Source organism: Streptomyces glaucescens (assembly GCF_000761215.1).
Classification (GTDB): Bacteria; Actinomycetota; Actinomycetes; order Streptomycetales; family Streptomycetaceae; genus Streptomyces; species Streptomyces glaucescens_B.
Window position 1 is genome coordinate 7,320,633 of sequence record NZ_CP009438.1, and the last position, 21,932, is coordinate 7,342,564.

General features: G+C 69.5%; 18 protein-coding genes and 1 pseudogene. 7 read left to right on the forward strand and 12 right to left on the reverse strand.

Annotated features, from left to right (window positions below):
* Positions 1-18: 18 nt before the first annotated feature.
* From SGLAU_RS31525 to SGLAU_RS31530, 3 genes are all read right to left on the reverse strand, one after another.
* Positions 19-3,849 carry a WD40 repeat domain-containing protein gene (locus tag SGLAU_RS31525; protein WP_078957986.1) on the reverse strand — a complete coding sequence of 1,277 codons (3,831 nt, stop codon included), beginning with the start codon at positions 3,847-3,849 and terminating at the stop codon, positions 19-21.
* Entirely contained in the window at positions 3,846-4,262 is a 417-nt protein-coding gene (locus SGLAU_RS35385) for a hypothetical protein (protein ID WP_078957987.1), read from the reverse strand. The genes SGLAU_RS31525 and SGLAU_RS35385 overlap by 4 nt, the downstream gene beginning before the upstream one ends.
* Before the next feature lie 578 nt (positions 4,263-4,840).
* Positions 4,841-5,611, reverse strand: a complete 771-nt coding sequence (locus SGLAU_RS31530) for a calcium-binding protein (protein ID WP_043505981.1) — start codon at positions 5,609-5,611, stop codon at positions 4,841-4,843.
* Between the two features lie 492 nt (positions 5,612-6,103).
* Between SGLAU_RS31530 and SGLAU_RS31535 the strand changes: the two genes are divergently transcribed.
* Complete coding sequence (locus tag SGLAU_RS31535; RefSeq protein ID WP_043505982.1) at positions 6,104-6,709, forward strand: lytic polysaccharide monooxygenase; 606 nt, start codon at positions 6,104-6,106, stop codon at positions 6,707-6,709.
* Positions 6,710-7,028: 319 nt separating this feature from the next.
* On the opposite strand, the gene SGLAU_RS31540 is transcribed toward SGLAU_RS31535, so the two are convergent.
* Positions 7,029-7,994, reverse strand: a complete 966-nt coding sequence (locus tag SGLAU_RS31540; protein WP_043505983.1) for a helix-turn-helix transcriptional regulator — start codon at positions 7,992-7,994, stop codon at positions 7,029-7,031.
* A gap of 63 nt (positions 7,995-8,057) precedes the next feature.
* Here SGLAU_RS31540 and SGLAU_RS31545 point away from each other — a divergent pair, with 63 nt between their 5' ends.
* On the forward strand, positions 8,058-8,444 hold the full coding sequence (locus SGLAU_RS31545) for a VOC family protein (RefSeq protein ID WP_043505984.1): 387 nt from the start codon (positions 8,058-8,060) through the stop codon (positions 8,442-8,444).
* A gap of 196 nt (positions 8,445-8,640) precedes the next feature.
* Here SGLAU_RS31545 and SGLAU_RS31550 read toward each other — a convergent pair whose 3' ends face one another.
* Together SGLAU_RS31550 and SGLAU_RS31555 are read right to left on the reverse strand one after the other, a co-directional pair.
* Positions 8,641-10,458, reverse strand: coding sequence for a glycoside hydrolase family 3 protein (locus tag SGLAU_RS31550; RefSeq protein ID WP_043505985.1), 1,818 nt, complete (start codon positions 10,456-10,458; stop codon positions 8,641-8,643).
* 444 nt (positions 10,459-10,902) lie between these two features.
* Complete coding sequence (locus tag SGLAU_RS31555; RefSeq protein WP_043505986.1) at positions 10,903-11,436, reverse strand: SRPBCC family protein; 534 nt, start codon at positions 11,434-11,436, stop codon at positions 10,903-10,905.
* 486 nt (positions 11,437-11,922) lie between these two features.
* Between SGLAU_RS31555 and SGLAU_RS31560 the strand changes: the two genes are divergently transcribed.
* The 3 genes from SGLAU_RS31560 to SGLAU_RS36505 all read left to right on the forward strand — a co-directional run bounded on the left by SGLAU_RS31560 (position 11,923) and on the right by SGLAU_RS36505 (position 15,558).
* On the forward strand, positions 11,923-14,235 hold the full coding sequence (locus tag SGLAU_RS31560; RefSeq protein ID WP_043505987.1) for an FdhF/YdeP family oxidoreductase: 2,313 nt from the start codon (positions 11,923-11,925) through the stop codon (positions 14,233-14,235).
* Between the two features lie 175 nt (positions 14,236-14,410).
* Entirely contained in the window at positions 14,411-14,716 is a 306-nt protein-coding gene (locus SGLAU_RS31565; protein ID WP_043505988.1) for a hypothetical protein, read from the forward strand.
* 290 nt (positions 14,717-15,006) lie between these two features.
* On the forward strand, positions 15,007-15,558 hold the full coding sequence (locus SGLAU_RS36505; RefSeq protein WP_244315298.1) for a hypothetical protein: 552 nt from the start codon (positions 15,007-15,009) through the stop codon (positions 15,556-15,558).
* 359 nt (positions 15,559-15,917) lie between these two features.
* On the opposite strand, the gene SGLAU_RS31575 is transcribed toward SGLAU_RS36505, so the two are convergent.
* A complete protein-coding gene (locus SGLAU_RS31575; RefSeq protein WP_078958094.1) occupies positions 15,918-16,538 on the reverse strand; it encodes a restriction endonuclease in 621 nt (206 codons plus the stop codon).
* A 665-nt stretch (positions 16,539-17,203) separates the two neighbouring features.
* The gene (locus SGLAU_RS36515; protein WP_052414003.1) at positions 17,204-17,452 is read right to left on the reverse strand and encodes a hypothetical protein; all 249 of its coding nucleotides are present in this window, start codon (positions 17,450-17,452) and stop codon (positions 17,204-17,206) included.
* Between the two features lie 788 nt (positions 17,453-18,240).
* On the opposite strand from SGLAU_RS36515, the gene SGLAU_RS31585 reads away from it, so the two are divergent.
* Entirely contained in the window at positions 18,241-19,041 is an 801-nt protein-coding gene (locus SGLAU_RS31585; protein ID WP_043505989.1) for a class I SAM-dependent methyltransferase, read from the forward strand.
* Between the two features lie 171 nt (positions 19,042-19,212).
* On the opposite strand, the gene SGLAU_RS36840 is transcribed toward SGLAU_RS31585, so the two are convergent.
* The 3 genes and pseudogenes from SGLAU_RS36840 to SGLAU_RS36520 all read right to left on the reverse strand — a co-directional run.
* A complete protein-coding gene (locus SGLAU_RS36840) occupies positions 19,213-19,554 on the reverse strand; it encodes a hypothetical protein (RefSeq protein WP_052414004.1) in 342 nt (113 codons plus the stop codon).
* A 20-nt stretch (positions 19,555-19,574) separates the two neighbouring features.
* Positions 19,575-20,039: a hypothetical protein gene (locus tag SGLAU_RS36845; protein ID WP_052414005.1), complete on the reverse strand. Its 465-nt coding sequence runs from the start codon at positions 20,037-20,039 to the stop codon at positions 19,575-19,577.
* A gap of 432 nt (positions 20,040-20,471) precedes the next feature.
* Positions 20,472-20,636 (reverse strand): annotated as a pseudogene (locus tag SGLAU_RS36520) (VCBS repeat-containing protein); the annotation flags it as partial.
* Between the two features lie 574 nt (positions 20,637-21,210).
* Here SGLAU_RS36520 and SGLAU_RS34065 point away from each other — a divergent pair.
* Positions 21,211-21,558: a lasso peptide biosynthesis B2 protein gene (locus SGLAU_RS34065; RefSeq protein ID WP_318536234.1), complete on the forward strand. Its 348-nt coding sequence runs from the start codon at positions 21,211-21,213 to the stop codon at positions 21,556-21,558.
* Positions 21,559-21,711: 153 nt separating this feature from the next.
* Here the strand turns inward: SGLAU_RS34065 and SGLAU_RS35390 are convergent, their stop codons facing one another.
* Complete coding sequence (locus SGLAU_RS35390) at positions 21,712-21,858, reverse strand: hypothetical protein (protein WP_159072824.1); 147 nt, start codon at positions 21,856-21,858, stop codon at positions 21,712-21,714.
* Positions 21,859-21,932: the final 74 nt, after the last annotated feature.

Below are 21,932 nucleotides of genomic sequence, written 5' to 3' on the forward strand. Positions count from 1 at the left end.
CTCCAGGGCCACGACGTCTCAGGAGCGTCCCCGGCACGGAGGGTCGTACGGCAACTGTGGAACGTACGCTTTCCACAGCTCCGGTGTCAGCAGGTCTCCGGTCGTCCGGCACACGTAGTCGATGGCCGTCTGCGTGGACAGCGGCAGGATGTGTACGGTTGCTTCACCAGTGCCCACGAAGAGGAAGCGCCCGTCCGGAGAAAAGGCCACGTCATTGACGTAGTCGATGACACCGGTCACCGGCAGCCCGTGGTCCTGCCCGCGGCCCTTCTCATCGACGTCCCAGAGGCGGAGCGTCGTGTCGAAACTGCCACTGACCAGCGTCTTTCCGTCCGGATGGAAGGCCAACGTGTAGACCGTGTCCTTGTGCCCGGTGAGGGGCGGGCCTGCCGGGGTGGGGTATGCGCGGTCGGTGAGTCGCCACAACCGGATCGTGGCGTCGTTTCCGGCAGCGGCAAGTGTACGACTGTCCGGGCTGAAGACGACCGTCTGGACGGGGTCCGCGCTGGCGCGCACCGGAGTGCCCAAGGCTGTCGGCCGCGCGGGCTTGCTGATGTCCCACAAGTGGACGGTGCCGTTCTGCGCCGCGGCGGCCAGCGTGCGGCCGTCCGGGCTGACGGCCAAGCGAGTGATGTCGCCCGCGTGGGCGTTCAGCGGTGGTCCGAAGGGAGTGGGCCGTGCTGGGTCGGAGACGTCCCAGAGTGCGATCGTGCCGTCGCCGTTGCCTCCGGCCAGAGTGCGCCCGTCAGGAGTGAACTCGACGGCGAGGAAGTTCTTGCGGGGGTTGTGCAGCCGCTCGCCGAGTGGCATGGGTGTGGTCGGCACGGTGACGTCCCACAGTTGGATGTCGGGGCCGGCGGCGACGGCAAGTGTCCTGCCGTCGGGGCTGAAGTCGGTCCAGTTGACATACGGGGCCCGGCCGCGGATCGACGCGCTGAGCGGGCGGGGCCTGGTCGGGTTCCCGACCTCCCACAGGCGAACGGTGTTGTCCTCGGAGCCTGAAGCGAGCAGACGTCCGTCAGGGCTTACGTCCACGGTGTCGACGTAACTCGTGTGCCCGCTCAAGATCGTGCGGGGGACCGTCCACAGCCGGACCGTGTGGTCGGCGCCCGCACTGGCCAGCAGGGTTCCCCCGGGGTTGAAGGCCAGGCCCAGCACATGCCCGGTGTGGCCGGTCAAGGGCTGCGTGAGGTCCCAGACCTTGTCCGGAGCGAGGACGTTCTCCAGCCAGATCGTGTTGTCGTCCCCGCCGAAAGCCAGTAGCCGGCCGCTGTCGGAGAACGTGACGGTGTTGACGACGTTGTTGCTGACCGGGCTCTCGAGCGACTCCGGATCGGCGGGGTTGCTGATGTCCCAGAGGTGGGCGGTCTGGTCACTGCCTGCCGCGGTCAGTGTGCGGCCGTCGGGGCTGAACGCGACCGCCTGGGCGAAGCCCGGGTTGCCCGCCTTGAAGGCGATGTCAGGCGTTCGGCCCGCAGGGGACGGATTCCCTCGATCGGTTACGTCCCACAACCGCACGGTCGCTTCGCTGCCACCGGACGCGAGCAGCTTGCCGTCGGGACTGAAGGCAACTCCGTGCACCTCGTCGGCGGGGGAGGGGATCGGCTCGCCGAGCGATCGTGGGTGCCGTGGGTCAGTGGTGTCCCACAGGCGGATACTGCCGCTGTGTCCAGCTGTGGCCAGGGTGTGTCCGTCCGGACTGAAGGCGAGCGTGTTCAGGGCGCCGGTGCCGTCCCCCGCGGGGGTGTCCAGCCTGGTCGATCGACGGGGGTCGCGGACGTCCCACATGTGGAGGGCGCCGTCGTCGCCCGCGCCGGCCAGGAAGCGTCCCCGCGGGCTGAAGGCGAGTGTCCGCAGTGCGCCTTCGGGCCCGCTGAGCGGAGCGCCCAGTGGCGCCGGTTGGTCCGGGCGTGCCGTGTTCCACAGCCGGATCGTGCCGTCGCCGCCCGCGCTGGCCAGCAGGCGTCCGTCCGGACTGAAGTCCACGGCATTCACCCGGTCCGTGTGGCCGCTCAGCACCGTGGCCAGTGGGACGTTCTGGGCACTGAGCAGCCGGGTCCTCGTCGACGTGTCCGGTGACATCTGGTGCGCGACGAGATCCAGTTGGGCGGCCAGCGAGGCGTCCGTCTCCCGCAGCAGGTCTGCCTGGGCGCGTGTCTCACCGAGGATGGCGGCGTTGCGTTCCTGCTGTGCCGTGTTGCGCTGGTGCAGTGCGAGAGCGGCGGAAACGGCAGCGAGCACGGCCAGCGCCGTCAGCCCGGCGGTGACTGCCTGGCGGATCCGGCGGGTGCGGTGCCGCTGCCGTAGCGAGGCGGCCAGGAATGCGGAGACGACCGGGCCGCATTCGCCGGTGTCCTTCTCGTCGACCAGTGCGCGGGCCTCGTCCAGCCGGTGACCCCGGTACAGCAGCCCCGGGTCACGGCCGGCCTCCTGCCATGCGGCGGCCGCCTCCTCCAGCCGCTGGCGGACCATGTACCGGGCGCGGTGAGCCTCGATCCAGTGCCGCAGGCGTGGCCAGGCCCGCAGCAGCACTTCGTGGGTGATGGTGACGGTGTCGTGCTCCCGGGTGAGCAGCCGTCCGCGGGTGAACGTTTCGATGACCTCGGCTGTCTCGTCGGCGGGAGCGTGGTTGCCCAGCAGGTCTTCGTATCGCGCGGGCCGGCGCGTGTCATGGGGGCCGTCACCGAACTTGATCAGGTGCAGGAAGACGGACTGCGCTGTCCGCTGCGCCTGCGGGCCGAGACCGTCGAAGCAGCGGTCCGCTTCGGCCCGCACGCTGTAGGCGATGCCACCGGTGGACTCGTAACCGTCCACCGTGAGGACGTGACCCGCACGGCACAGCCAGGTGGCCCGCAATGCATGAGCGAGCAACGGAAGCCGCCCGACCTCATAGGCGTCGGCTTCGTCCGTGTCCGGCTGCGTGGAGTCGAGTTCCGGCGCACCGAGGTCACGCAACAGGATCTGTACGAGGCCCGGTTCGACGTCCAGTCCGACCGCGCGGGCGGGATGGAGGATCGCCGCCCGTACTCCCGCTCGAGACAGCGGTCCGACGATCACCTGGTTGCGTTCCAGGGCATGGAGGAGGCCCGCGTGAGTGGCGCAGTGGGTGTAGAAGTCCGAGCGCAGGCCGAAGACGACCAGGGCGACGGGTGGTGCACCGTCAGGGCCCGCATCGGCCAGGCGCAGGACCGTGTCCAGGAATTCCCTGCGCTCCCGTTCGTCGGAGCACAGAGTGAACAGTTCCTCCAATTGGTCCACGACCAGTACAAGACGGCATTCGGCGCTGTCGTCGTTCGTCGGCTGCGCGTGCCGCTGGACGTGCGGTCCCCACATCGGTCCATGCGTCCCCTCGCCGACCGCCCCGCGATTGCTGCGCGTGACCTCTGGCAGGGCCGCGTCGAGGGCTGCCATGGGATGTGCGGTCGGGGTCAGCCACAAGCGTGGCCAGCGTTCTGAGCCGGGCAGGGCTCCGCAGGCGAATTGGGGGAGCAGGCCGGCTCGGAGCAGTGACGACTTTCCCGCGCCGGAAGGCGCCACGACGACCAGCGCCCCGCCCACCGCGAGGCAGGCATCCAGCCTGACCAGAAGCCTGGCCACCAGCGCGTCCCTGCCGAAGAACCACTGTGCCTGTTCGACGCTGAAGGAAGCCAGTCCCGGATAGGGACACTCCTGAGACTCGGCGGCAGGGTGGGCGCGACGGGTCGAGCGCACACCGTCCTCGTAGTGCAGGTGCAGATCCCTTTCCGAGACGTACAGGTCCCGGCATGCCTGGAATACTCTCGCCCGCTCCGAAGCCTGGGCGTTGAACCGGACATTCTTCCCATCACGGGTCTGTTTGTCGGAGCTCATGATTCGTGAATGATCTGGTCACGCCCGGCCTGATATACGCGACCGTGTCCCGATGCCTCGGCCCGGAACTCACGTGAACCGGTGCGAGTGCTGTCCCCACGGCGCAGGAGTGGAAAGATCTCCTCTTCGAAGAGTCGCCGCAGCTCGTCCGCCAGCGCAGGGTCGTCCCGCAGCAACATGGTGAAACGAGAATTCCAATCGGCGACCAAGCGCGACTCTCCGCTGTCATCCCCTGCTTGTCGGGCCGCCAGCACACGTTCTCGCGACTCCACGAGCGCGGCATCCACTCGGTCCGCGTGATCCGGACGTACACGCCGCCACCAGGCAACGACGGCCGCTCGTGCCTGTTGCCATGCATCTGTCGCCATCGCCCCCACCAAGGACATGGCGGCCGACGAGAGGATCTCATCCATAGCCATCAATCCCGCTGTACGCTTATCAGGCTAACAAATGCACCCGATTAATGTAACGGGCATTTTCGTTGCCGGTTATAGGATCCTGACGTGCCACGTTTATTACGGGAGCTCGCCGAGTTTGACAGCGTTGACAGGTGATCCAGAACGGCAACCCTGACCCCGGACTCCCTCGGCTGTTAAGTTCATGAACTTCATTGTTCGAGTCGCTCAGATTTGCCGAATGAAATCAACGCCGAGTCTACGTGGATCTGATCTTTTGGCGACGGGAGATCCGCTGGGTCGAAAGCGGTGATCTCCGAGGCGGTGGGTGATCAGACGGCCGCAGACCGGTTGAGACCGCTCTGTCGCAAGCACCGGAGTGCCGTCGGACCAGCCGTGTGAGTCCGCCTTCACCGGCCGGATCGACGGGTCGATGGGTCGATATAGCGACGGGTCGACGGGCGCCGGGTCGCTGGTGGAGTCGACTTGAGGTCCACTGGGCTCATCAGCATGCGGCAGGCGCCCGTGCGGCCGGCCCGCGGGCTCGGCGCCCGCGACGCTGTTTGCGTCGCGGGCGAGGGCCTCGGGCATGGAGCTTACGGGAGGACGATGTCGCGGCCGGGTCCGCCTTCGAGGGCGTCCTTTCCGGGGCCACCGCAGACGAGATCGTCGCCGCCCTCGCCGTCCAGTGTGTCGTTGCCGGGGCCGCCGAGGACGATGTCGCGGCCGTCCCCGCCCATGGCGTGGTCGTCGCCGGGGCCGGCGTACACGGTGTCGTCCCCGCCATAGCCCTCGATCATGTCGTCGCCCCGGCCGCCCCACATCCGCTGGTTGCTGTTGTCACCCATCAGGTGGTCCATGCCGTCACCGCCGTGCAGGGCGGCGGGTCCCATGACCATGTCGTTCCCCCCGTCGCCCCGCACCGTGCGTGCGGTGTGGGCGTGCAGTTCGTCGTCGCCGGGACCGCCGCTGACGGTGCCGATCCCGGGGGCGAAGGCGGCGATGGTGTCGTTGCCGTCGCCGAGGAAGACGTCGATCCTGTCGGGCCTGGGGCTGTCGGCGGGCAGTTCGCAGACGACGGAGGTGGTGTCCTCGGCTCTGGAGTACGCACAGTGGTCGCCCGGTTCGAGCGGGACCACGTCGCTCAAGCCGATCCGCCGGATCCCGTCGCTGGTGTACATGGAGAATATGCTGAGGTCGTTGGTCTGCCCGGCAGCGGCGGTGAAGACGATCGACTGAGTCGCCCAGTCGGCTCCGACGCGGGCCTTCGCCTCGATGGCGTTGGCGGCGGCCGCCGGGCCGACGGCGAGACCGGCGGTCAACAGGGTCACGGCGACCGCGCTGACGGCGGCTCGGTATCGGTTCATGAGACCTCATCTCGGTGGAGTTACGGTGGACCGGCCTGCTTGGCGTGATGCTGGCGGGGACCGGGCGGACCCGGTCGTGAAGGAAGTTTCCCTGGCCGCTCCGGATCCGCAAGACCGCGATTCGACGCGGCGTCATGACAGCCGGTGTCCGTCGAGTTGGTGGCCGCTGCGTGGGTGAGGACGGAGGGCGCGGCGGGGGAACCACCACCAGCGGGGAGCCGCCGGCGGCCGCCCCGCAGCCTGTGCCGACCGCTCACCGCGGGGCATCCCCGCCCGGACAGCCGTGTCAGAGAACACGGCAGATGCCCTGCTCACCGCCCACCCGAGTAATCAACTCCGTTCGTTTCGTTGACATTTCACTCAGAGGTCGTACCGTTGGGAGCGCTCCCATAACAGTCTGGCAACTGGAAGGAGTCCCCCCACATGCACAAGCAGCAAGCATTGACCGGGCGTTCGCGGTCGTCGCTCCGTCGGCCTCTCCAAGCGCTCGTCATGGTCTTCGCCGTGGTCGTCGGCGCACTGGCCTGGTCGACCCCCGCCCAGGCTCACGGCACCATCGTCAACCCCGCCACCCGCGCGTACCAGTGCTGGAAGACGTGGGGCAGCAACCACACGAACCCGGCCATGCAGACCGAAGACCCCATGTGTTACCAGGCGTTCCAGGCCAACCCCGACACCATGTGGAACTGGATGAGCGCGCTCCGCGACGGTCTCGGTGGCCAGTTCCAGGCGCGGACCCCCGACGGGACGCTCTGCAGCAACAACCTCTCGAGGAACGCCAGCCTGAACAAGCCCGGGCCGTGGAGGACGACCAACGTCAGCAACAACTTCACGGTCCAGCTCTACGACCAGGCGTCCCACGGTGCGGACTACTTCAGGGTCTACGTGAGCAAGCAGGGCTTCAACCCCAAGACCCAGACCCTGGGCTGGGGCAACCTCGACTTCATCACGCAGACCGGCCGCTTCGCCCCGGCACAGGACATCAGGTTCAACGTCAACACCTCCGGCTACACCGGACACCACATCCTGTTCGTGATCTGGCAGGCCTCGCACCTCGACCAGGCCTACATGTGGTGCAGCGACGTGAACTTCGGCTGAGCGGGGGAGCACCGTACACGGCACCGGCTTCCGCAGGGCGCCGGTGACCCGTAGCCCGGCCGGCCGACCGAGCTCCGTCGGGACAGGGGACCGATTCGGTCACCCTGCCCCGACGGGGCTCTCTGCTCACCCGGTGTGAACACACTCGATCGCGTGGCAGTCGCACGGCAGGCCGGCTCCCCACCGTCTCGTCGGACGACTCCGGCACTCGACGGCCATGGAGCATCCCGGCACCGTCAGCCCACCAGGGCGTATCCCGCCGACAGGACAGCCATGCCGGTGATCCGGTCCCGGACGGCGAAGACCCGGAGCACCACCCCTACCGGGGCTGACTGTCCCTGTTGTCCTCGAACAGGTTCCGGGTGCGGCGCAGCAGCGCCTCCCGTACGGCGTCCGGTGACAGGACGCGGAGCGTGGTGCCCAGGCCGAGGAGATAGGTGACGAGCTGGTCGGCGTCGTTGCCGCCGATCTCGACGACGGTGGTGTCGGGGCCGTCCGGGTGATGGGTGCCGATGGTGGGCGGGATCAGCCGTAGCGCCTGGTCCATGGGGTGCGCCAGCCGGACTCTGACATAGAGCGGGTACACGACGCCCGCGATGGACCGGGAGACGAGGAGCGCCGGGTCGGGCGGGTCGACGAGTTCGACGGTACGGCCGGTCGGCTGTACCCGTACCACCCGGTCGGCCCGGAAGGTACGCCACTGTTCCCGGGCGATGTCCCGGGCGACGAAGTACCAGCGGCGGCCGGTGTGCACCAGGCGATAGGCGGCGACGTCCCGGACCGTGTCCTTCCCCGCACGGTCCCGGTACGACAGGCGGGTGAGCTCGCCACGACAGCAGACGGCGGCCAGTTCCAGCAGCACACCGGGCGAGACCTGACGGCCTTCGGGCCTGGGAGTGTGCACGAAGGTCGCGTCCATCTCCTCCAGCCGGTCCGCGATCCGGGGCGGCAGGACCTGCCGCAGTTTCAACAGCGCCGACAGCGCGGCCTGGTCACTGCCCAGGACGCCGCTGAGCGCGGCCTCCCGCAGCGCGACGGCCACGGCGAACGCCTCCGCGTCATCGAGGATCAACGGCGGCACCCGGGTGCCGCCGCCGAGGCGGTAGCCACCCCAGGGCCCGGGGTCGGACTCGATGCCGTAGCCGAGTTCCCGCAGCCGGGCGATGTCTCGCCGGACCGTGCGGTCCGTGACCGCCATACGCTCGGACAGCTCGCGGCACGTCCACGTCGGCCGAGTGGACAGCAGCGAGACCAGTCGCAGCAGGCGGGCGGAGGTGCTGATCACATCCCGAAGTGTTCCTCATGACCAGGACCGGAACTGTCCTGGTCCCGTCATAGCGTCCTGCCCATGAGTACCGAACCCATGTCCGGACCTGCGATCCGCTTGCTGTCCGTCGACTTCGACTGCCCGGACCCCGCCGAGCTGGCCCGCTTCTACGGCGCGGCGCTCGGCCTGCCCGTCGTCTACTCCAGCGACGACTTCGTCCTGCTCGGCCGGGGGAACGCACCCGGACTGGGCTTCATCCGGGTGGCCGACTATCGGCCTCCGACCTGGCCGGACCCGTCCCAGGGCAAGCAGGCGCACATGGAGCTGGGCGTCGACGATCTGGAGGCCGCCCACGCGCGGATGCTGGCGCTGGGCGCCGTGGAACCCCCTGTTCAACCGCACCCCGACCAGCGGAGGGTCCTGCTGGACCCCGCGGGTCATCCCTTCTGCATCTCCACGCAGGACTGAGCATCACCGGCCGGCCGACGACCGCGACCACGAGCCCCGGGAAGGAGAAACGGTCGTCCCGACGGCTGCCGCGGCGCGCCTGGTCAGCGGCCGTCGCCCGGGCGGTGGACGCTGAGGTCCCCGTGGTCCGACACCCGTCGGCCCCGGCGCCCCCCTTCACGGGCAACCGGGGCCGATCTGTGCAGGCGCGCGGACGTCAGTCGTCGTACGACAGGCCGTGCCCGGAGTGGAAGAGGACCTCGGCCGGGTCGTCGGCCCGCTGGATGGGAACGGGCAGCTTGCCGCGCGGCTCGACCCGGCCGGCGATCACTCGGGCGGCGGCGCGCAGTTCGACCTCGGTCCAGCCGTAGGAGACCAGTGAGGCCGGGACGTCACCGAGATGGGCGACGTCGTAGGGGTTGCGCACCGCGAGGTGGACGACGGGGACACCAGTCGCGAGCAGGCGGGCCACCAGGGTGCGCTGGGCGCTGGTGGGGCCGACGTTGTCGGTGGTGACCACCACCGCGTCCCGCCCCCGTGCGGCGGCGACGGCCTCGTCGACCTTCGCCGCGTCGGGCGTCCGGCCGGTGGCGAGGTGCGTGGTGCTGTAGCCCAGTTCGCCGAACGCCTTGGCCAGCTCGGGCACCGTGGTGCGGGTGTCGTCGGTCGGGAACGCCGGGCTGGCGCCGACCACGAGCAGCTTCCTCTGCCCGCGGCGAAGCGGAAGCGTCTCGTCTTCGTTGACCAGCAGGGTGGTGGTGCGCTCGGCGATCCGGGCGGCGGCGCGCTGGTGCTTGTGGGCGCCGACGATCCGGTCGACCACCTTCGGGGAGACGTAGGGGCTGCCGCTGAGCAGGCCGACCTTGTCCTTGAGCCGCAGGATGCGCAGGACCGACTCGTCGAGCCGGTCCTCGGTGATCTCTCCGCTGCGGACGGCGGCCAGGACACCCTTGTAGGCGACGCCGATGTCCGGCGGGAAGAGCAGTTGATCGACGCCGGCCTTGAGGGCGAGGACGGGCACGCGGTCGTCGCCGTACTTGGTGCGCACGCCGCGCATGTTGAGGGCGTCGGAGACGATCACGCCGTCGAAGCCGAGTTCGTCGCGCAGCACGCCCTGGAGGATCGCGGGCGACAGGGTGGCCGGTTCGTTGCTGGGGTCGAGCGCGGGGACCTGGAGGTGTGCCGTCATGATCGAGTCGACACCTGCGGCGATCGCGGCCTTGAAGGGCGGGGCGTCGATGCGGCCCCACTCCTCACGGGTATGGGTGATCACGGGCAGTCCGGTGTGACTGTCCTCCCCGGTGTCCCCGTGGCCCGGGAAGTGCTTCGCGCAGGCCACGACGCCGACCTGCTGATAACCCGTCACCTGGGCCGCCACCATGCGACCGACCTCACGGGCGTCGGCGCCGAAGGAACGCACGTTGATGATGGGGTTGGCCGGATTGACGTTGACGTCGGCGACCGGGGCGAAGTTCTGATGGATGCCCAGGGCGGCGAGTTCGGTGCCCGATATCCGTCCGGCGGTGCGTGCGTCGAGGAGCGAGCCGCCCGCGCCGAGCGCCATGGCGCCCGGCAGCTGGGTGGCGCCGCTGCCGATGCGGACGTTGGCCCCGTGCTCCTGGTCGATGGAGATCAGGGAGGGAATGGGGGTGGGCAGGGCCAGCGAGGCCCGCTGCACCCCGTTCGTCAAGTCCGCGATCTGACGCGGATTCTGAATGTTGTTCGCCCATCCGGAGAAGTAGATGACACCGCCGACCTGGTACTTGGCGATGAGCTCGGCCACGGTGCGGACGCCGAGTTCCCTGAGGTTGCGGTCCTGGTCGAACTGGCTGGGAGAAGTCGCCGACGTACCGTAGAAGTAGGGCACGAACAACTGGCCGATCTTCGCCTCGATGCTCATCCTGGCGATGATCTTCTTGAGGCGTTCGTCGCGCCTGTGTGCGACAGCGGGGGTCGCCGTCATGCCTACGACGCCCGCTGCGGCCACGGTCGCGGAGGCGAGAACGGTTCGTCTGGACAGACTCCGGTTCTGCATGCGGACGTGCTCCTTCCAGCCTTGCTCATGAAGGGGGACTGAAGAAAACGCGAAGGACTCCGAACAGCGGGAAACGTAGCCCGCAGGTCACGGCTGGGCAAGAGATCCAGACGAAATAGGTCTAGACAAATTAGAGGTGCCGGGTTGATGACGCTCGGGGAGCACGACCTCTGAGGGCTGTCCGGGCAGGTCGGAGGCGCGGCTGGCCGAAGTGGCCTTCGATGCCGGGGTGATCTCAGATGACGCTGCGGGGCCGGCGACGGTGGCACCGGCCCGGCCCTTCGGGAACGCTGCCTGTCGTTCGGTGCCCGAGGGCGCGCGGCGTCCGCCGAAGGGCAGCGGCCCTTTCCGGATGCCCTCGCCTTCGCCTGAGGAGCCCGCGGATGAGGCTCGCCGGCCGGCGTGGCGGCGGAGTCGTGCCGGGTGGAGACGCGGTGGATGTGTTCAGCCGACGGGCCATCCGGCCACCCGGCTTCTGGGTGGGCTCGCTTCCGAGGGCTGGACCTGTCCGTTGTGGATGGTGCCCCGCCAGGCGCCGCATTCCTGGCCGAGTCCTTCGATGAACTCCTTGAAGCGGCCGAGTTCCGCCCGGACCGCACGGGGCGACGCACCGGCCCGCGTCAGGAGACGTCCCTTGATCCCCTGCGACTCGAAACGCATGCGCAGGACGATCTCGGTACGGTCCGGCGCCAGCTCCCGGAACGACACCTCGCCCCGGTGGCCGATCCGCCGGTCGAGGCCACGCCATGCGATCAGGGTGTCGGGCCGCTGTTCCACGATCTCCGCCATGAACTCGTGGCGCACGGGGCCGGCTCCGACGACCCAGCGCGTGAGGTTGGGCCGGAGCTGTTCGACCTGCTTCACCGCGGACATGAAGCGGGGGAAGGTCTTGAGCTGCGTCCACTGGTTGTAGGCGGTGTGCACGGGAACCGCGACCTCGATGGACTCTTCAACGCACTTCACGGCTGTCGCACGCATGGCCCCGCCTGTCGTCGGGCATTGCTGTCGTCGGCACTGTGGTCCTCAGTGTCACCAGTGTCGCCGCCCGTCCACCGGTCCGCCACCACACGGCCCCGCGCGGCCCTCCCGGCGGCCACCGATTCCACCGGTCGACGCACGCTGCTCGGCACGCCCCCAGCCGGCCCGGCGGAGAGCGAGCCGGGCCGGCTGGGGCGCGCGTACTGCCGTGGCGCAGGGCGGGTGCCGGGCGGGGCGGCCGAGGCCGGGACGCACCCCACCGAGCGCCTGGGCCGCCGGCGCGAGCCGACAACCCGGCCGGACCGCGTGCCCCGGGGCCCGGCTCTCGGCACGGCCGACATGAACGAGTGACCGGCTCGCACGCGGAACGGACCCGGGAGCCGGGGGAGTGGTGCGGGACGGTGGCCGACGGAAGATCGTGTGGCGGCCTCCGGACGGAGGCACGAGACTGGGAGAACCGAGCGTTCGCCGGTGAGAGGGAGTCCGATGTCGAAGAGGCCCGACGACGGTTCCAGGGAGCCGCTCACCGTGTCGCCGCCCAAGAAGTGGGCGGCGGGAGTGCCGGCGGTGATGCACGCGCTGGAGTACTCCCTCGAGCAGACCTCCCCCCTGCGGACGGGAGAGACACTGCTGACGATGAACCAGGTGGACGGCATCGACTGTCCCGGCTGTGCCTGGGCCGACCCGTCTCCGGGCCACCGGCACCGCAACGAGTACTGCGAGAACGGCGCCAAGCACATCAACGACGAGGCGACCACACGGCGCATCACCCGCGACTTCTTCCTCGAGCACCCGGTCTCCGCCCTCGCCCAGCGGTCCGACATGTGGCTGAACCAGCAGGGACGGCTCACGGAACCCATGGTCAAGCGGCCCGGTTCCGACACCTACGAGCCGATCAGCTGGCACGACGCCTTCGGGCTGCTCTCCTCGGAGCTGACGTCCCTCGACTCACCCGACGAGGCGGTCTTCTACACCTCGGGCAGGGCCAGCAACGAGGCCGCCTTCGTGCTGCAGCTCTTCGCCAGGGCGTTCGGCACCAACAACCTGCCCGACTGCAGCAACATGTGTCACGAGTCCAGTGGCTTCGCCCTGCACGAGACCCTGGGCACCGGCAAGGGCACGGTCGGTCTCGAGGACATCCACCACGCCGACCTGATCTTCCTGGTGGGCCAGAACCCCGGGTCGAACCACCCACGCCAGCTCTCCGCGCTGGAACAGGCCAAACGGAACGGCGCCCGTGTCATCGCGGTGAATCCACTGCCCGAGGCCGGACTGCTGCGGTTCAGGAACCCGCAGAAGGCGCACGGGGTGATCGGGAACGGAACCCGGATCGCCGACCGGTTCCTGCACATCCGCGGCGGCGGGGACCTGGCACTGTTCCAGGGCCTGAACCGGCTGCTGCTGGAGGCCGAGGACGCCCGGCCCGGCCACGTGCTGGACCACGACTTCATCCGTACGCACACCGACGGGTTCGAGGACTTCTCGCGGCACGCCCGCACCATCGGGTGGGACGACATCCTCACGGCGACCGGTCTGACCCGCGAAGAGATCGAACAGGTCCGGGACGAGGTGCTGCGCAGCGAGCGCGTCATCGTCTGCTGGGCCATGGGACTGACACAGCACAGGCACGCCGTTCCCACCATCCGGGAGATCGTCAACTTCCTGATGCTGCGCGGCAACCTCGGCAGGGCGGGCGCCGGAGCCTGCCCCGTGCGCGGGCACAGCAACGTACAGGGCGACCGCACGATGGGCATCTGGGAGCAGATGCCGGACTCCTTCCTGGACGCACTGAAGCAGGAGTTCGGCTTCGACCCGCCGCGCGCCCACGGGCTGGACTCGGTGAACGCGATCAAGGCGATGCGCGAGGGCCGGATCAAGTTCTTCCTCTCCCTCGCCGGCAACTTCGTCCGGGCCGCGCCCGACAGCGCGGTCACCGAGGAGGCCCTGCGCTCGTGCCGCCTGACCGCCCACATCTCCACCAAGCTCAACCGGTCGCACACCGTGTGCGGCCGTACCGCGCTGATGCTGCCGGCCCTGGGCCGCACCGAACGGGACTTCCAGGCCGGCGGCGAGCAGTTCGTCACCGTGGAGAACTCGATGAGCGAGGTGCACACCTCACGCGGACGGCTGAAGCCGGCCTCCCCCCTGCTGCTCAGCGAGGTCGCCATCCTGTGCCGGCTCGCCCGCCGCACGCTCGACGGCACGGGGAACATCCCCTGGGACGCGTTCGAGGCCGACTACGGGGAGATCCGCGACCGTATCTCCCGCATCGTCCCCGGACTGCACGACTTCAACCGGCGCGTGGTGCGTCCCGGCGGCATCAGGCTGCCCAACACGGTCAACGAGGGCGTGTTCCAGACACCGGTCGGCAAGGCACGGTTCACCTGCAACGCCTGGGACATGCCGCGCGTCCCCGAGGGGCACCTGCTGCTGCAGACCCTGCGCTCGCACGACCAGTGGAACACCGTCCCCTACACGAGCGACGACCGCTACCGCGGCATCCACGGCAGCCGCCGGGTCGTCCTCGTCAACCGGGCGGACCTGACCGAACTGGGCCTCGCCGACAGCGACCACGTCGACCTGGTCAGCGTGTGGACGGACGGCACCGAGCGGCGCGCCGAGGACTTCCAGGTCGTCGCCTACCCGGCCAAGCGCGGTTGCGCGGCCGCGTACTATCCCGAGACCAACGTCCTGGTGCCGCTCGACAGTGTGGCGGAATCCAGCAACCAGCCCACGTACAAGGGCATCGTCGTCCGTCTGGAGCCGACACGTCGCAGGCCCGCCCCGGCGTCGCAGTGACGATCTCCGGTAGTGGCCTGAGCGTGCCGTTCGGCCCCTGTTCTCCCTCCTGCGGTGGGGCCCGGCCCGGTGAAGGCCCGCGGGGCGGGCAGGCGCGCCGCAGCAGTCCTGGGGCTGGGGTGCACGGGGTCCGCAGGACGGTGTGACGCGGTCGGGAACCGGGAACTCGGGCGGCATGACCGCACACGAGCAGGAGACATCCCGAGCCGACCAGCGGGTCGTCGACCGGCTGGTGCCCGTCTGGCTGCAGGAGATGGAGCAACACGACGCCGATGAGGCGCGGCGGGTGCGCGCGCACTGGCACAGCGGCACGCTGCCGGAGGAGAGCGCGCGTGACCTGACGACCTGGGTGACCGCCCGCGTCACGGACACCGGCTTCAACGAGGACGAGGGCCCGGACGTCACCGGCCCGGCGCGCATCACCCCGGCGGACAAGGAGAGCGTGCACAGGTGGCTCGCCGCGCAGGGGCACCGCCTGTGACCGCTTCCGCGGCCTCCGCGGCCGGGGGTGAGGCGCCGGCGGCACTGCCACCGCGGACGCCACCGTGCCGTGTCCCCACAACCCGCACCACCCGTTCCGCCAGGCACGACCTTCACCTGGGAAAACGTCGGCGATTTGCCATTGGTGCAGCCAAAATGGCGAGTCCCCTTCATTCCGCGGCGGCTTTCTCAAATACCCCTCAGGGAATTCCGCATCTGCTTGTTGCGCCCATGCCGTGAAGGTAAGTTCACGCTATCGATCGCCACGGGGGTCCACCGTAAAGGTGTCAGATGGGCATCGGCATACGGCGCGACCTCGACCAGCGCTGCCAACGCGCGGACGTCCTCATGACCTCACTTCCCGCCAGGGCCTGCCTGACTGCCCTCGCCGTCGCGTCCTCGGCTGTCCTGCTCGCGTCCTGCACCTCCGACGGCGGCGAGACCACGGGCATTGCACCGTCCTCCACCCCGACCACGTCGGCAACAGCGTCTGCCGCAACCCCCGGTGCGCCGGAGAAGGAGCTCTCCGAGCAGGCCGAGGCGGCGCTGGCCGGCTTCCACCACGGGACCTTGGTCGAATCCGGTGTGGAGCGCGTCAGCGAGGGCATGCACACGGAACCGACACTGACCAAGGGCGAGGAGTACCGCATCACCATTGCCTGCGCCGGCACTGGAAGCGCCCACCTGCGGTTCGCCCCGGCGAGCACGGGGGAGAAGGCCACGGTGCCCTGTGACAGCACCGTCGTCCAGCAGCGCATCACCGCAGACAAGCCCGTGCGCATCGACATCGACGGCCAGGCCGGAGCCACCGGCATGATCGCCTGGCGAATCGTCGAGATCTAGCCTCGCGTCGCCGCACATCGACGGCGCATCGGCTGGAAGCAGCGGGCCCGGACCTACCACTTCGGCTTCGCCCAGACCCTGGACCACGAGATCCAGGCGCACCACGACCGGGCAGCGCTGCCGCCGGCACACCACGATCGGTTCTCGCCGTCGGGCTCTCCCGCTGCCGTATGCAACGGCGAGCCTGGGCAGTCCGGGGGCTCGCGGGCTTTGCGGGACGCGGCTCTCGCACCTCGACTCGGGTCGGCCACGACCGTCAGCCTGGCGACGGGGACACCGTCCTGGCAGCCATGAGGTCAGAGATCACCGCAGTGAGTGCCGTATCGCCGACGTTGACGACAGCCCGACCGTGGGCGGCTTCAGGAGAGCGTCGTCGGCTTCCGAGGTGGAGGGACGGCACGCAGGAGCTCCCACAGCGGGCGTGAGCCGGAGGCCCAGACTTCCAGGGTGTGGCGGTCGACCACATGGAGGTGCTGCTGCTTGGCGAAGGCTATGGCGGGTGCGGTGACCCGTCCGTTGGTCACGATGACCGCGACGTCGGCACCGTGGACCTGCCGGGCCGTGCCGTTGAGGACCTGGAGGTCCGGCGTGCCCACGGCGGAGCCGGCGAGACCGTTGCGCCGGTGTTTGCACTGGATCACCCAGCGCCGCCCGTAGGGGTCGGTGGCTTTCACGTCGGCGCCGAGGTCGCCGCCGCCTCCGACGCGGGTCGCGTCCCGGCAGCCGTCGCGGCGCATCAGGTCACGCACCGCCTCTTCGAACCGCGAGTGATGGAGGGCGTCCAGTTGGGACAGGCCGTAGCGTAGGCCTTGCGCGCGAACGGCTTCCCACCGCGCCTCCTGCTGCCTGCGGTGGAGCCGGGCGCCGCCGGCCAGCACCGCGAGACCAACCCCTACCTCTACGCCCTTGGCGACCCGATCAACAACAGCGACCCCACCGGACTGTTCAGCTTCTCCGACATCCCCGACACCGGCAGTGATGTATTCGGGGTCGTCACAAGCTGCATTTCGGGAATAACAGCTGCGGCAGAGACCGGAGTCATCACATACGCTGCCGCGGTCGGCGGCGTAGTCGGAGCCGGAGTCGGCAGTGCCGTGGGCGCTGATGCTGCCGTGGTCGGAAGCTGCGCGCTGGGAGGTGCCGCAGGCTACTACGGAGCTTACATACTCACCTACGAATGACACGTCAAGGGCAGGTCCAACAACGACAGTGACCCCCATAGATCGCCGTGGGGCCGGGAAACCCTGCCCGGCCCAGCGGTTATCCCGGAGAAAGCGGATGGCTGTCCAGTAGGCGTGGATGCCGCATCCCTCCGTCGGCGTCCGGCTCGGGGGCCGCGGTGACGCGGTTTGGTTCGGTGCCGGTGAATAGCGCAATCATGGCGCGACGGCAGCAGCGTCACCGCCGGGGGAGGAGCGCGTAGGGACACAGGGGCACGCCGATCACCTGCGTGACGAGATGCGATGTGCGGCGTGCAGGGTGCGCACGGCGGCCCCGGTCACCCCGGCTCCGGCGCGGGGACACCTTTCCAGGCCCGGCTAGGCCTCGTCAGGCGTCCGGCCGTCCTCGTCTGGCACGGCATGGAGCTGGGTCGGCGTCCTCGCGCTTCGCGCACAACGGTGCCGCCCGTTCGCGCGTCCCGGGCCTATTCGAAGAGGGTGGTCGTGTCGATGATGTCGTCCTCGGGTCTCGGTGCCGCTGAGGCCTTGCCGAAGTCGCTGAACACGTAGGTGGACTGGCCGTGACCGGAGTAGCTGTTCACCTGGAGGATGTACGGCGTGCCTCTAGTGGCGACATATGCAGTGATCTGCTCGTCCCCGTTCTTTCCCCGCAGGACGATGGCGGGCGTGCCCTTGATGGTCGTGGTCTTGCCGCGCGTTGCGCTCGAGCGCACATGTCTGTCTCCGAGCGTCTTCTCCAGGTCGCAAAAGCGTGTGAGTTCGTCGACGTCGGCATCTCGGCGAACGTCTTGAGCCACTTCCCGGCGAGCTGGTCCACGACTGCGTCCATCTCCTCGGTGGACGCGCCCTCGTTCTGGGCGTGAAGGAGCTTTTTGTCGTAGCGCACATAGACCGTGCCGTCGGTCTGGGTGACGTCTGCCTTGCCTTCGGTGTACCGGAGGGTGCCGGAGCATTCATCCTTCCCGCTCAAGGCCATGTCGAAGTGGATGGTGTCGCCGGTTCTTATGTCCGGCGCCTGGCCTGACACCTGCAGGGAGGGTGCGTCAGCTGTGGCTCTGGCAGCCTGGTCGAGTATCTGCCCGCCGGACAGTCCGGCGAACGGTCCCTTCGAAGTGGCGTCCGTCCTGTCCTCGTCCGCCAGGCAGCCGGTGAGGCCGGCGGCTGCGGCGGTGAGGGTGAGGGTGACAAGGGCGGTTCGGCGCATGATGGTTCCTGGGGGAGCGATGGGCGGCGGGGTGGAGGCTGGCGCACATTGTCACCCGTGCGCCAATCTTCGGGCGGGGCACGTCGGGCAGCACCGTGCAACTCCTACTTCACGGCGTATCAACCGGCCGTCAAGCGTCTCGCCACCCTGACAAGGCCTTGCTTTACTGCTTTTTACAGGTTGAGGTGGGATATGGCGCTCGACCGTGACCCAGGGGGCTTTCGACTGAGTACTGTGTCCCGGACGTTGCAGCCATCGGCGGGGAACTTGTGCGGTGCAGCAACTAGGGTACGGAGTATGAGCCAGACTCCCGTCGATCCCGTCGCGCACAACCGTCTCGCCTGGGACCGCGAGGTGGAGGAGGGCAACGAGTGGTCACGCCCGGTCGGCCCCGAGGTGATCGCGAAGGCGCGGGCCGGCCAGTGGTCCATCGTCCTGATCGGATACGAGCCGGTCGACCCGACCTGGTTCCCGCCGGAGATCACCGGTTGCGACGTGCTCTGCCTCGCCTCCGGCGGCGGGCAGCAGGGTCCGGTGCTGGCCGCGGCGGGCGCGCGGGTGACCGTCTTCGACAACTCGCCCCGCCAACTGGCGCAGGACGAGATGGTCGCGGCGCGGGAGGGGCTCGACCTACGCACCGTGCTCGGCGACGCGCGCGACCTGAGCCCGTTCCCGGACGCCTCGTTCGACCTTGTCGTCCACCCGGTCTCCAACCTGTTCATCCCGGAACTGGCGCCGGTCTGGCGCGAGTGCCACCGCGTGCTGCGCCCCGGCGGGACGCTGCTGTCCGGCTTCCTCAACCCGGACGTCTACCTCTTCGACGCCGAGTCCATGGAAGCGCGCGGCGAGCTGGTGGTACGCCACCGCCTGCCCTACAGCGACCTCACCCACCTGGAGCCCGCCGAGCGGGAACGGCTGTGGGGCCTCGACGCGCCGGTGGAGTACAGCCACACGCTCACCGATCAGCTCGGCGGGCAGATCGCGGCGGGCTTCGCCATCACCGGCTTCACCGAGGCGCCGCACCACTCGGACGCCACCGCCGGCTGGCTCTCCGGCTACTTCGCCACGAAAGCGGTCAAGGCCGGCGCCGGTCACTGACCCTCCACCGGCCGCGGGCCAGGTCAGCAGTGAAGTGGGCAGCGACCCTGCTGATACACACACCGGGAGCACCCCCGCCTCAACCACCCGGCGTCGCTCATCGTGCTGGCAACCGCGGGGCACCTGCATCCCCGGCGACGGCGCGTACGGTCGGCGCCATGAGGGGCAGCGTCACGCTCTTCGCCCCGGCCCTGTCCCTTCAGACCATGGCGGCCGCCGCGACTGGCGGGCGCCGTCACCGCTGAAGCCGTCGGTGCCGGTGCCGGCGGCCGTGTTGATCGTGCCGTCCCCGGCGACCCTGCGGACTGGGTGGTTCTCGGCGTCGGTGATGTAGAGGCCGCCGGCGCCGTCCACCGCGACGCCGTACGGGCCGTTCAGCTGCGCCGCGGTGGCAGCCCCGCCGTCGCCGGAGAACCCTGGGTGCCGGTCCCGGCGACTGTGCGGATCCGCCCGTCCGGTGTGACCTGCGTGGTTGTCGGTATCGGCGATGTAGAGGTTGCCGGTGCTGTCCACTGCGACCCCGTACGGACAGTTCAACTCGGCGGCGACGGCGGGGCCGTCGTCACCGCTGAACCCGGCAGTGCCCGTGCCGGCGACTGTGCGATCTGCCCGTCGGTCGTGACCTTGCGAATCCGGTGGTTCTCAGAATCGGCGATGTAGAGGTTCCCGGCACGGTCCACCGCCACCTCGCGCGGGCCGTCCGACTGGGCTGAGTGTGCAGGGCCCTGATCGCCCCCGAACCCAGCGGTGCCGGTCCCTGCCACCGTGCGGATCCTGCCGTCCGTGGTGACCCTGCGGACTCGGTGATTGTTGTAGTCGGAGAAGTAGAGGGTGCCCGTGCTGTCCATCGCGAGGCCGTAGGGACGGTCAAGCTGGGCCGCGACAGCGGGCCCGTCGTCTCCTTGGGCCCCGACATCTCCGGTACCGGCGACCGTGGTGATGTCGGCGGTGAGGTCGTCACTCTCCGTTGCTGCTGTCTGGGTCTTGCTCATCATCATCCCCTCACCGTGTGCCGGCCCCAAGACGGAGGTCTTGCCGCTCCTGTTCGAAGACCGCGGGAGCGGCGGGCGGCGAGCGTGCCCGCGCGTGGACGTCGTGGCGATCGGGTCCAGCAGCGCGACAGCGAAACTCCGAGCAGGAGTGGTATACGCGGGGTCGGGCAACGGCTCTGGCACCCGTGGTGGGCCACCGGCGAACGGCCAGGAGCGCTGTGTCGCCAGGCAGGGGCGAGCATGCGGTCTCTGCCCGCGTACGGGCAGAGAGACGCTCTGGCTGGCCGCAGCGTGTTGGAGCACTGGACCGGCCGGGTGGCCGGGTTCCGCGCCGGGGGCCGCATCCTGGCGTTGCATGCAGGACGGCAGCCCGGTGACGTTGGCGGGATGCCGCTGTTGCTGTTCCGACCCAGGGGTTACCGGGTTCGGAAGCGGCGGTTGGCGGTAGAGGTTGCGGGCCACGTATACGCCGGGTCCTCCGAAGCCGATGATGTCGACGCGTCTGTCACCGGTGATGTGGGCGAGGAAGCGGGAGTGGTGGCCGACCCGCCAGGCGCCGGCGTCGTCGTTGTACCCAAGGCCGCGGCACACCAGCTGTGCCTTCAACTCCGTGAGCAGGGGCGCGGGGCTGTTCTCCGTGACCACCGACCACACGAAGTCCTGGCCGGGTGACGGCGTCGACTTCGAGGACTCCGACGACGGACCCCGCAGGCTCCGAAGGCCCCGGAGGCACCCCAGGCGCCCAAGGCGACCGCGGAGAAGCCGTCCCGCTCCGAGTAGAACGCACCAGCGAGAAGACGCCCGGCCGACGGAGCGATGGGGGCTCACTGACGGTTCCGCTGCGGAAGCGACCCGGTTCGGCCAGGATGACGACCTCGCCCACTGGCCGATCCCGCGTCCGGCAGATCAGCCGAATGGAACCGAACGGACGGGTTGCTCACCGTCCGTCACCTGCCGGCGCCGCGGGAACAACGACTTCATAGGCGCCCCGAACGGGAACCGTGTTCTCGACTGTCACAGGCACGTCATTCGGTGCCCCGGCAGCCGCAGACCGGGGGCGAGGGCTGGAGGGGCGGGTTGGTAGAGGCTCGGGGTAGACCTCGTGGTCCAGGACTTCTGAATGCCGCCCCACCCCTCGCCGGGGCGCGCCCGGACCCCGGGCCGGGCACACCCGCCCATGCATGTCCTGGCCCGTGTCGCCCGACTACGCGTCGCCGTTCTGCGGGCGGTACGACGGGGCGCGGCGCTCGCGACCCACCGACAGGCCCTCCGGGCCCGCCGGGATGTCACCGGCTCCAGCACCCTGTGCGCCGGCAGGTACTGCCTGCAGCGCTCGCTCGCCACGGCCCTGCTGTGCCGAATGCTCGGCACCTGGCCCACGTGGTGCAGCGGCGTACGCACCCCTCCCTTCAGCGCCCATGCCAGGGTCGAGGCCGAGGGCCGACGCGTGGGAGAGCCGGCCGACACCGCGTCGTACCGTCCCCTGCTCACCGTTCCTCCGACGGCATGCGAACAGGCCCCTTGAGCCACGCCGCCCGCGGTAATGGCGAAAGTGGCCTCGGTCCTCAGCGCGGCTTCGGGCCACAACGAGGCGCCCGTCACCAGCCCATCGCCGGCGAGCCTCCGCAGAAGCGCGTGGCCCCGCCTTCGGCACGGCCCAGCGGCACGTTGTGCTTGGTTACGTGCCGGGCACCGAAATCGTCGTCAGGCTGGTGGCGGTGATGAGCTGGCGGGCGTTCAGGCCGGCGGGGCGTGCTTCCATCAGGGCGACGGGGACCAGGTCGCCGTGCTCATCCAGTGGCCGGGCCTCCCGGCGGCGGGACATCGCTTATTCGCCCTTCAAGTAGCGGCTCGGCCCGGCGTCGTCACACATCTGTGGCAGGCCCCGTTCGGCGTCAC

Coding starts and splice junctions, on each gene's coding strand:
- SGLAU_RS31565 (WP_043505988.1), top strand. CDS start 14,411: ATGACCGCACACGAGCAGGAGACATCCCGAGCCGACCAGCGGGTCGTC.
- SGLAU_RS31535 (WP_043505982.1), top strand. CDS start 6,104: ATGGTCTTCGCCGTGGTCGTCGGCGCACTGGCCTGGTCGACCCCCGCC.
- SGLAU_RS36845 (WP_052414005.1), bottom strand. CDS start 20,039: ATGATGATGAGCAAGACCCAGACAGCAGCAACGGAGAGTGACGACCTC.
- SGLAU_RS31555 (WP_043505986.1), bottom strand. CDS start 11,436: ATGCGTGCGACAGCCGTGAAGTGCGTTGAAGAGTCCATCGAGGTCGCG.
- SGLAU_RS31585 (WP_043505989.1), top strand. CDS start 18,241: ATGAGCCAGACTCCCGTCGATCCCGTCGCGCACAACCGTCTCGCCTGG.
- SGLAU_RS31525 (WP_078957986.1), bottom strand. CDS start 3,849: ATGAGCTCCGACAAACAGACCCGTGATGGGAAGAATGTCCGGTTCAAC.
- SGLAU_RS36505 (WP_244315298.1), top strand. CDS start 15,007: ATGGGCATCGGCATACGGCGCGACCTCGACCAGCGCTGCCAACGCGCG.
- SGLAU_RS35385 (WP_078957987.1), bottom strand. CDS start 4,262: ATGGATGAGATCCTCTCGTCGGCCGCCATGTCCTTGGTGGGGGCGATG.
- SGLAU_RS31560 (WP_043505987.1), top strand. CDS start 11,923: ATGTCGAAGAGGCCCGACGACGGTTCCAGGGAGCCGCTCACCGTGTCG.
- SGLAU_RS31545 (WP_043505984.1), top strand. CDS start 8,058: ATGAGTACCGAACCCATGTCCGGACCTGCGATCCGCTTGCTGTCCGTC.
- SGLAU_RS35390 (WP_159072824.1), bottom strand. CDS start 21,858: ATGTCCCGCCGCCGGGAGGCCCGGCCACTGGATGAGCACGGCGACCTG.
- SGLAU_RS34065 (WP_318536234.1), top strand. CDS start 21,211: ATGCATGTCCTGGCCCGTGTCGCCCGACTACGCGTCGCCGTTCTGCGG.
- SGLAU_RS31530 (WP_043505981.1), bottom strand. CDS start 5,611: ATGAACCGATACCGAGCCGCCGTCAGCGCGGTCGCCGTGACCCTGTTG.
- SGLAU_RS31550 (WP_043505985.1), bottom strand. CDS start 10,458: ATGCAGAACCGGAGTCTGTCCAGACGAACCGTTCTCGCCTCCGCGACC.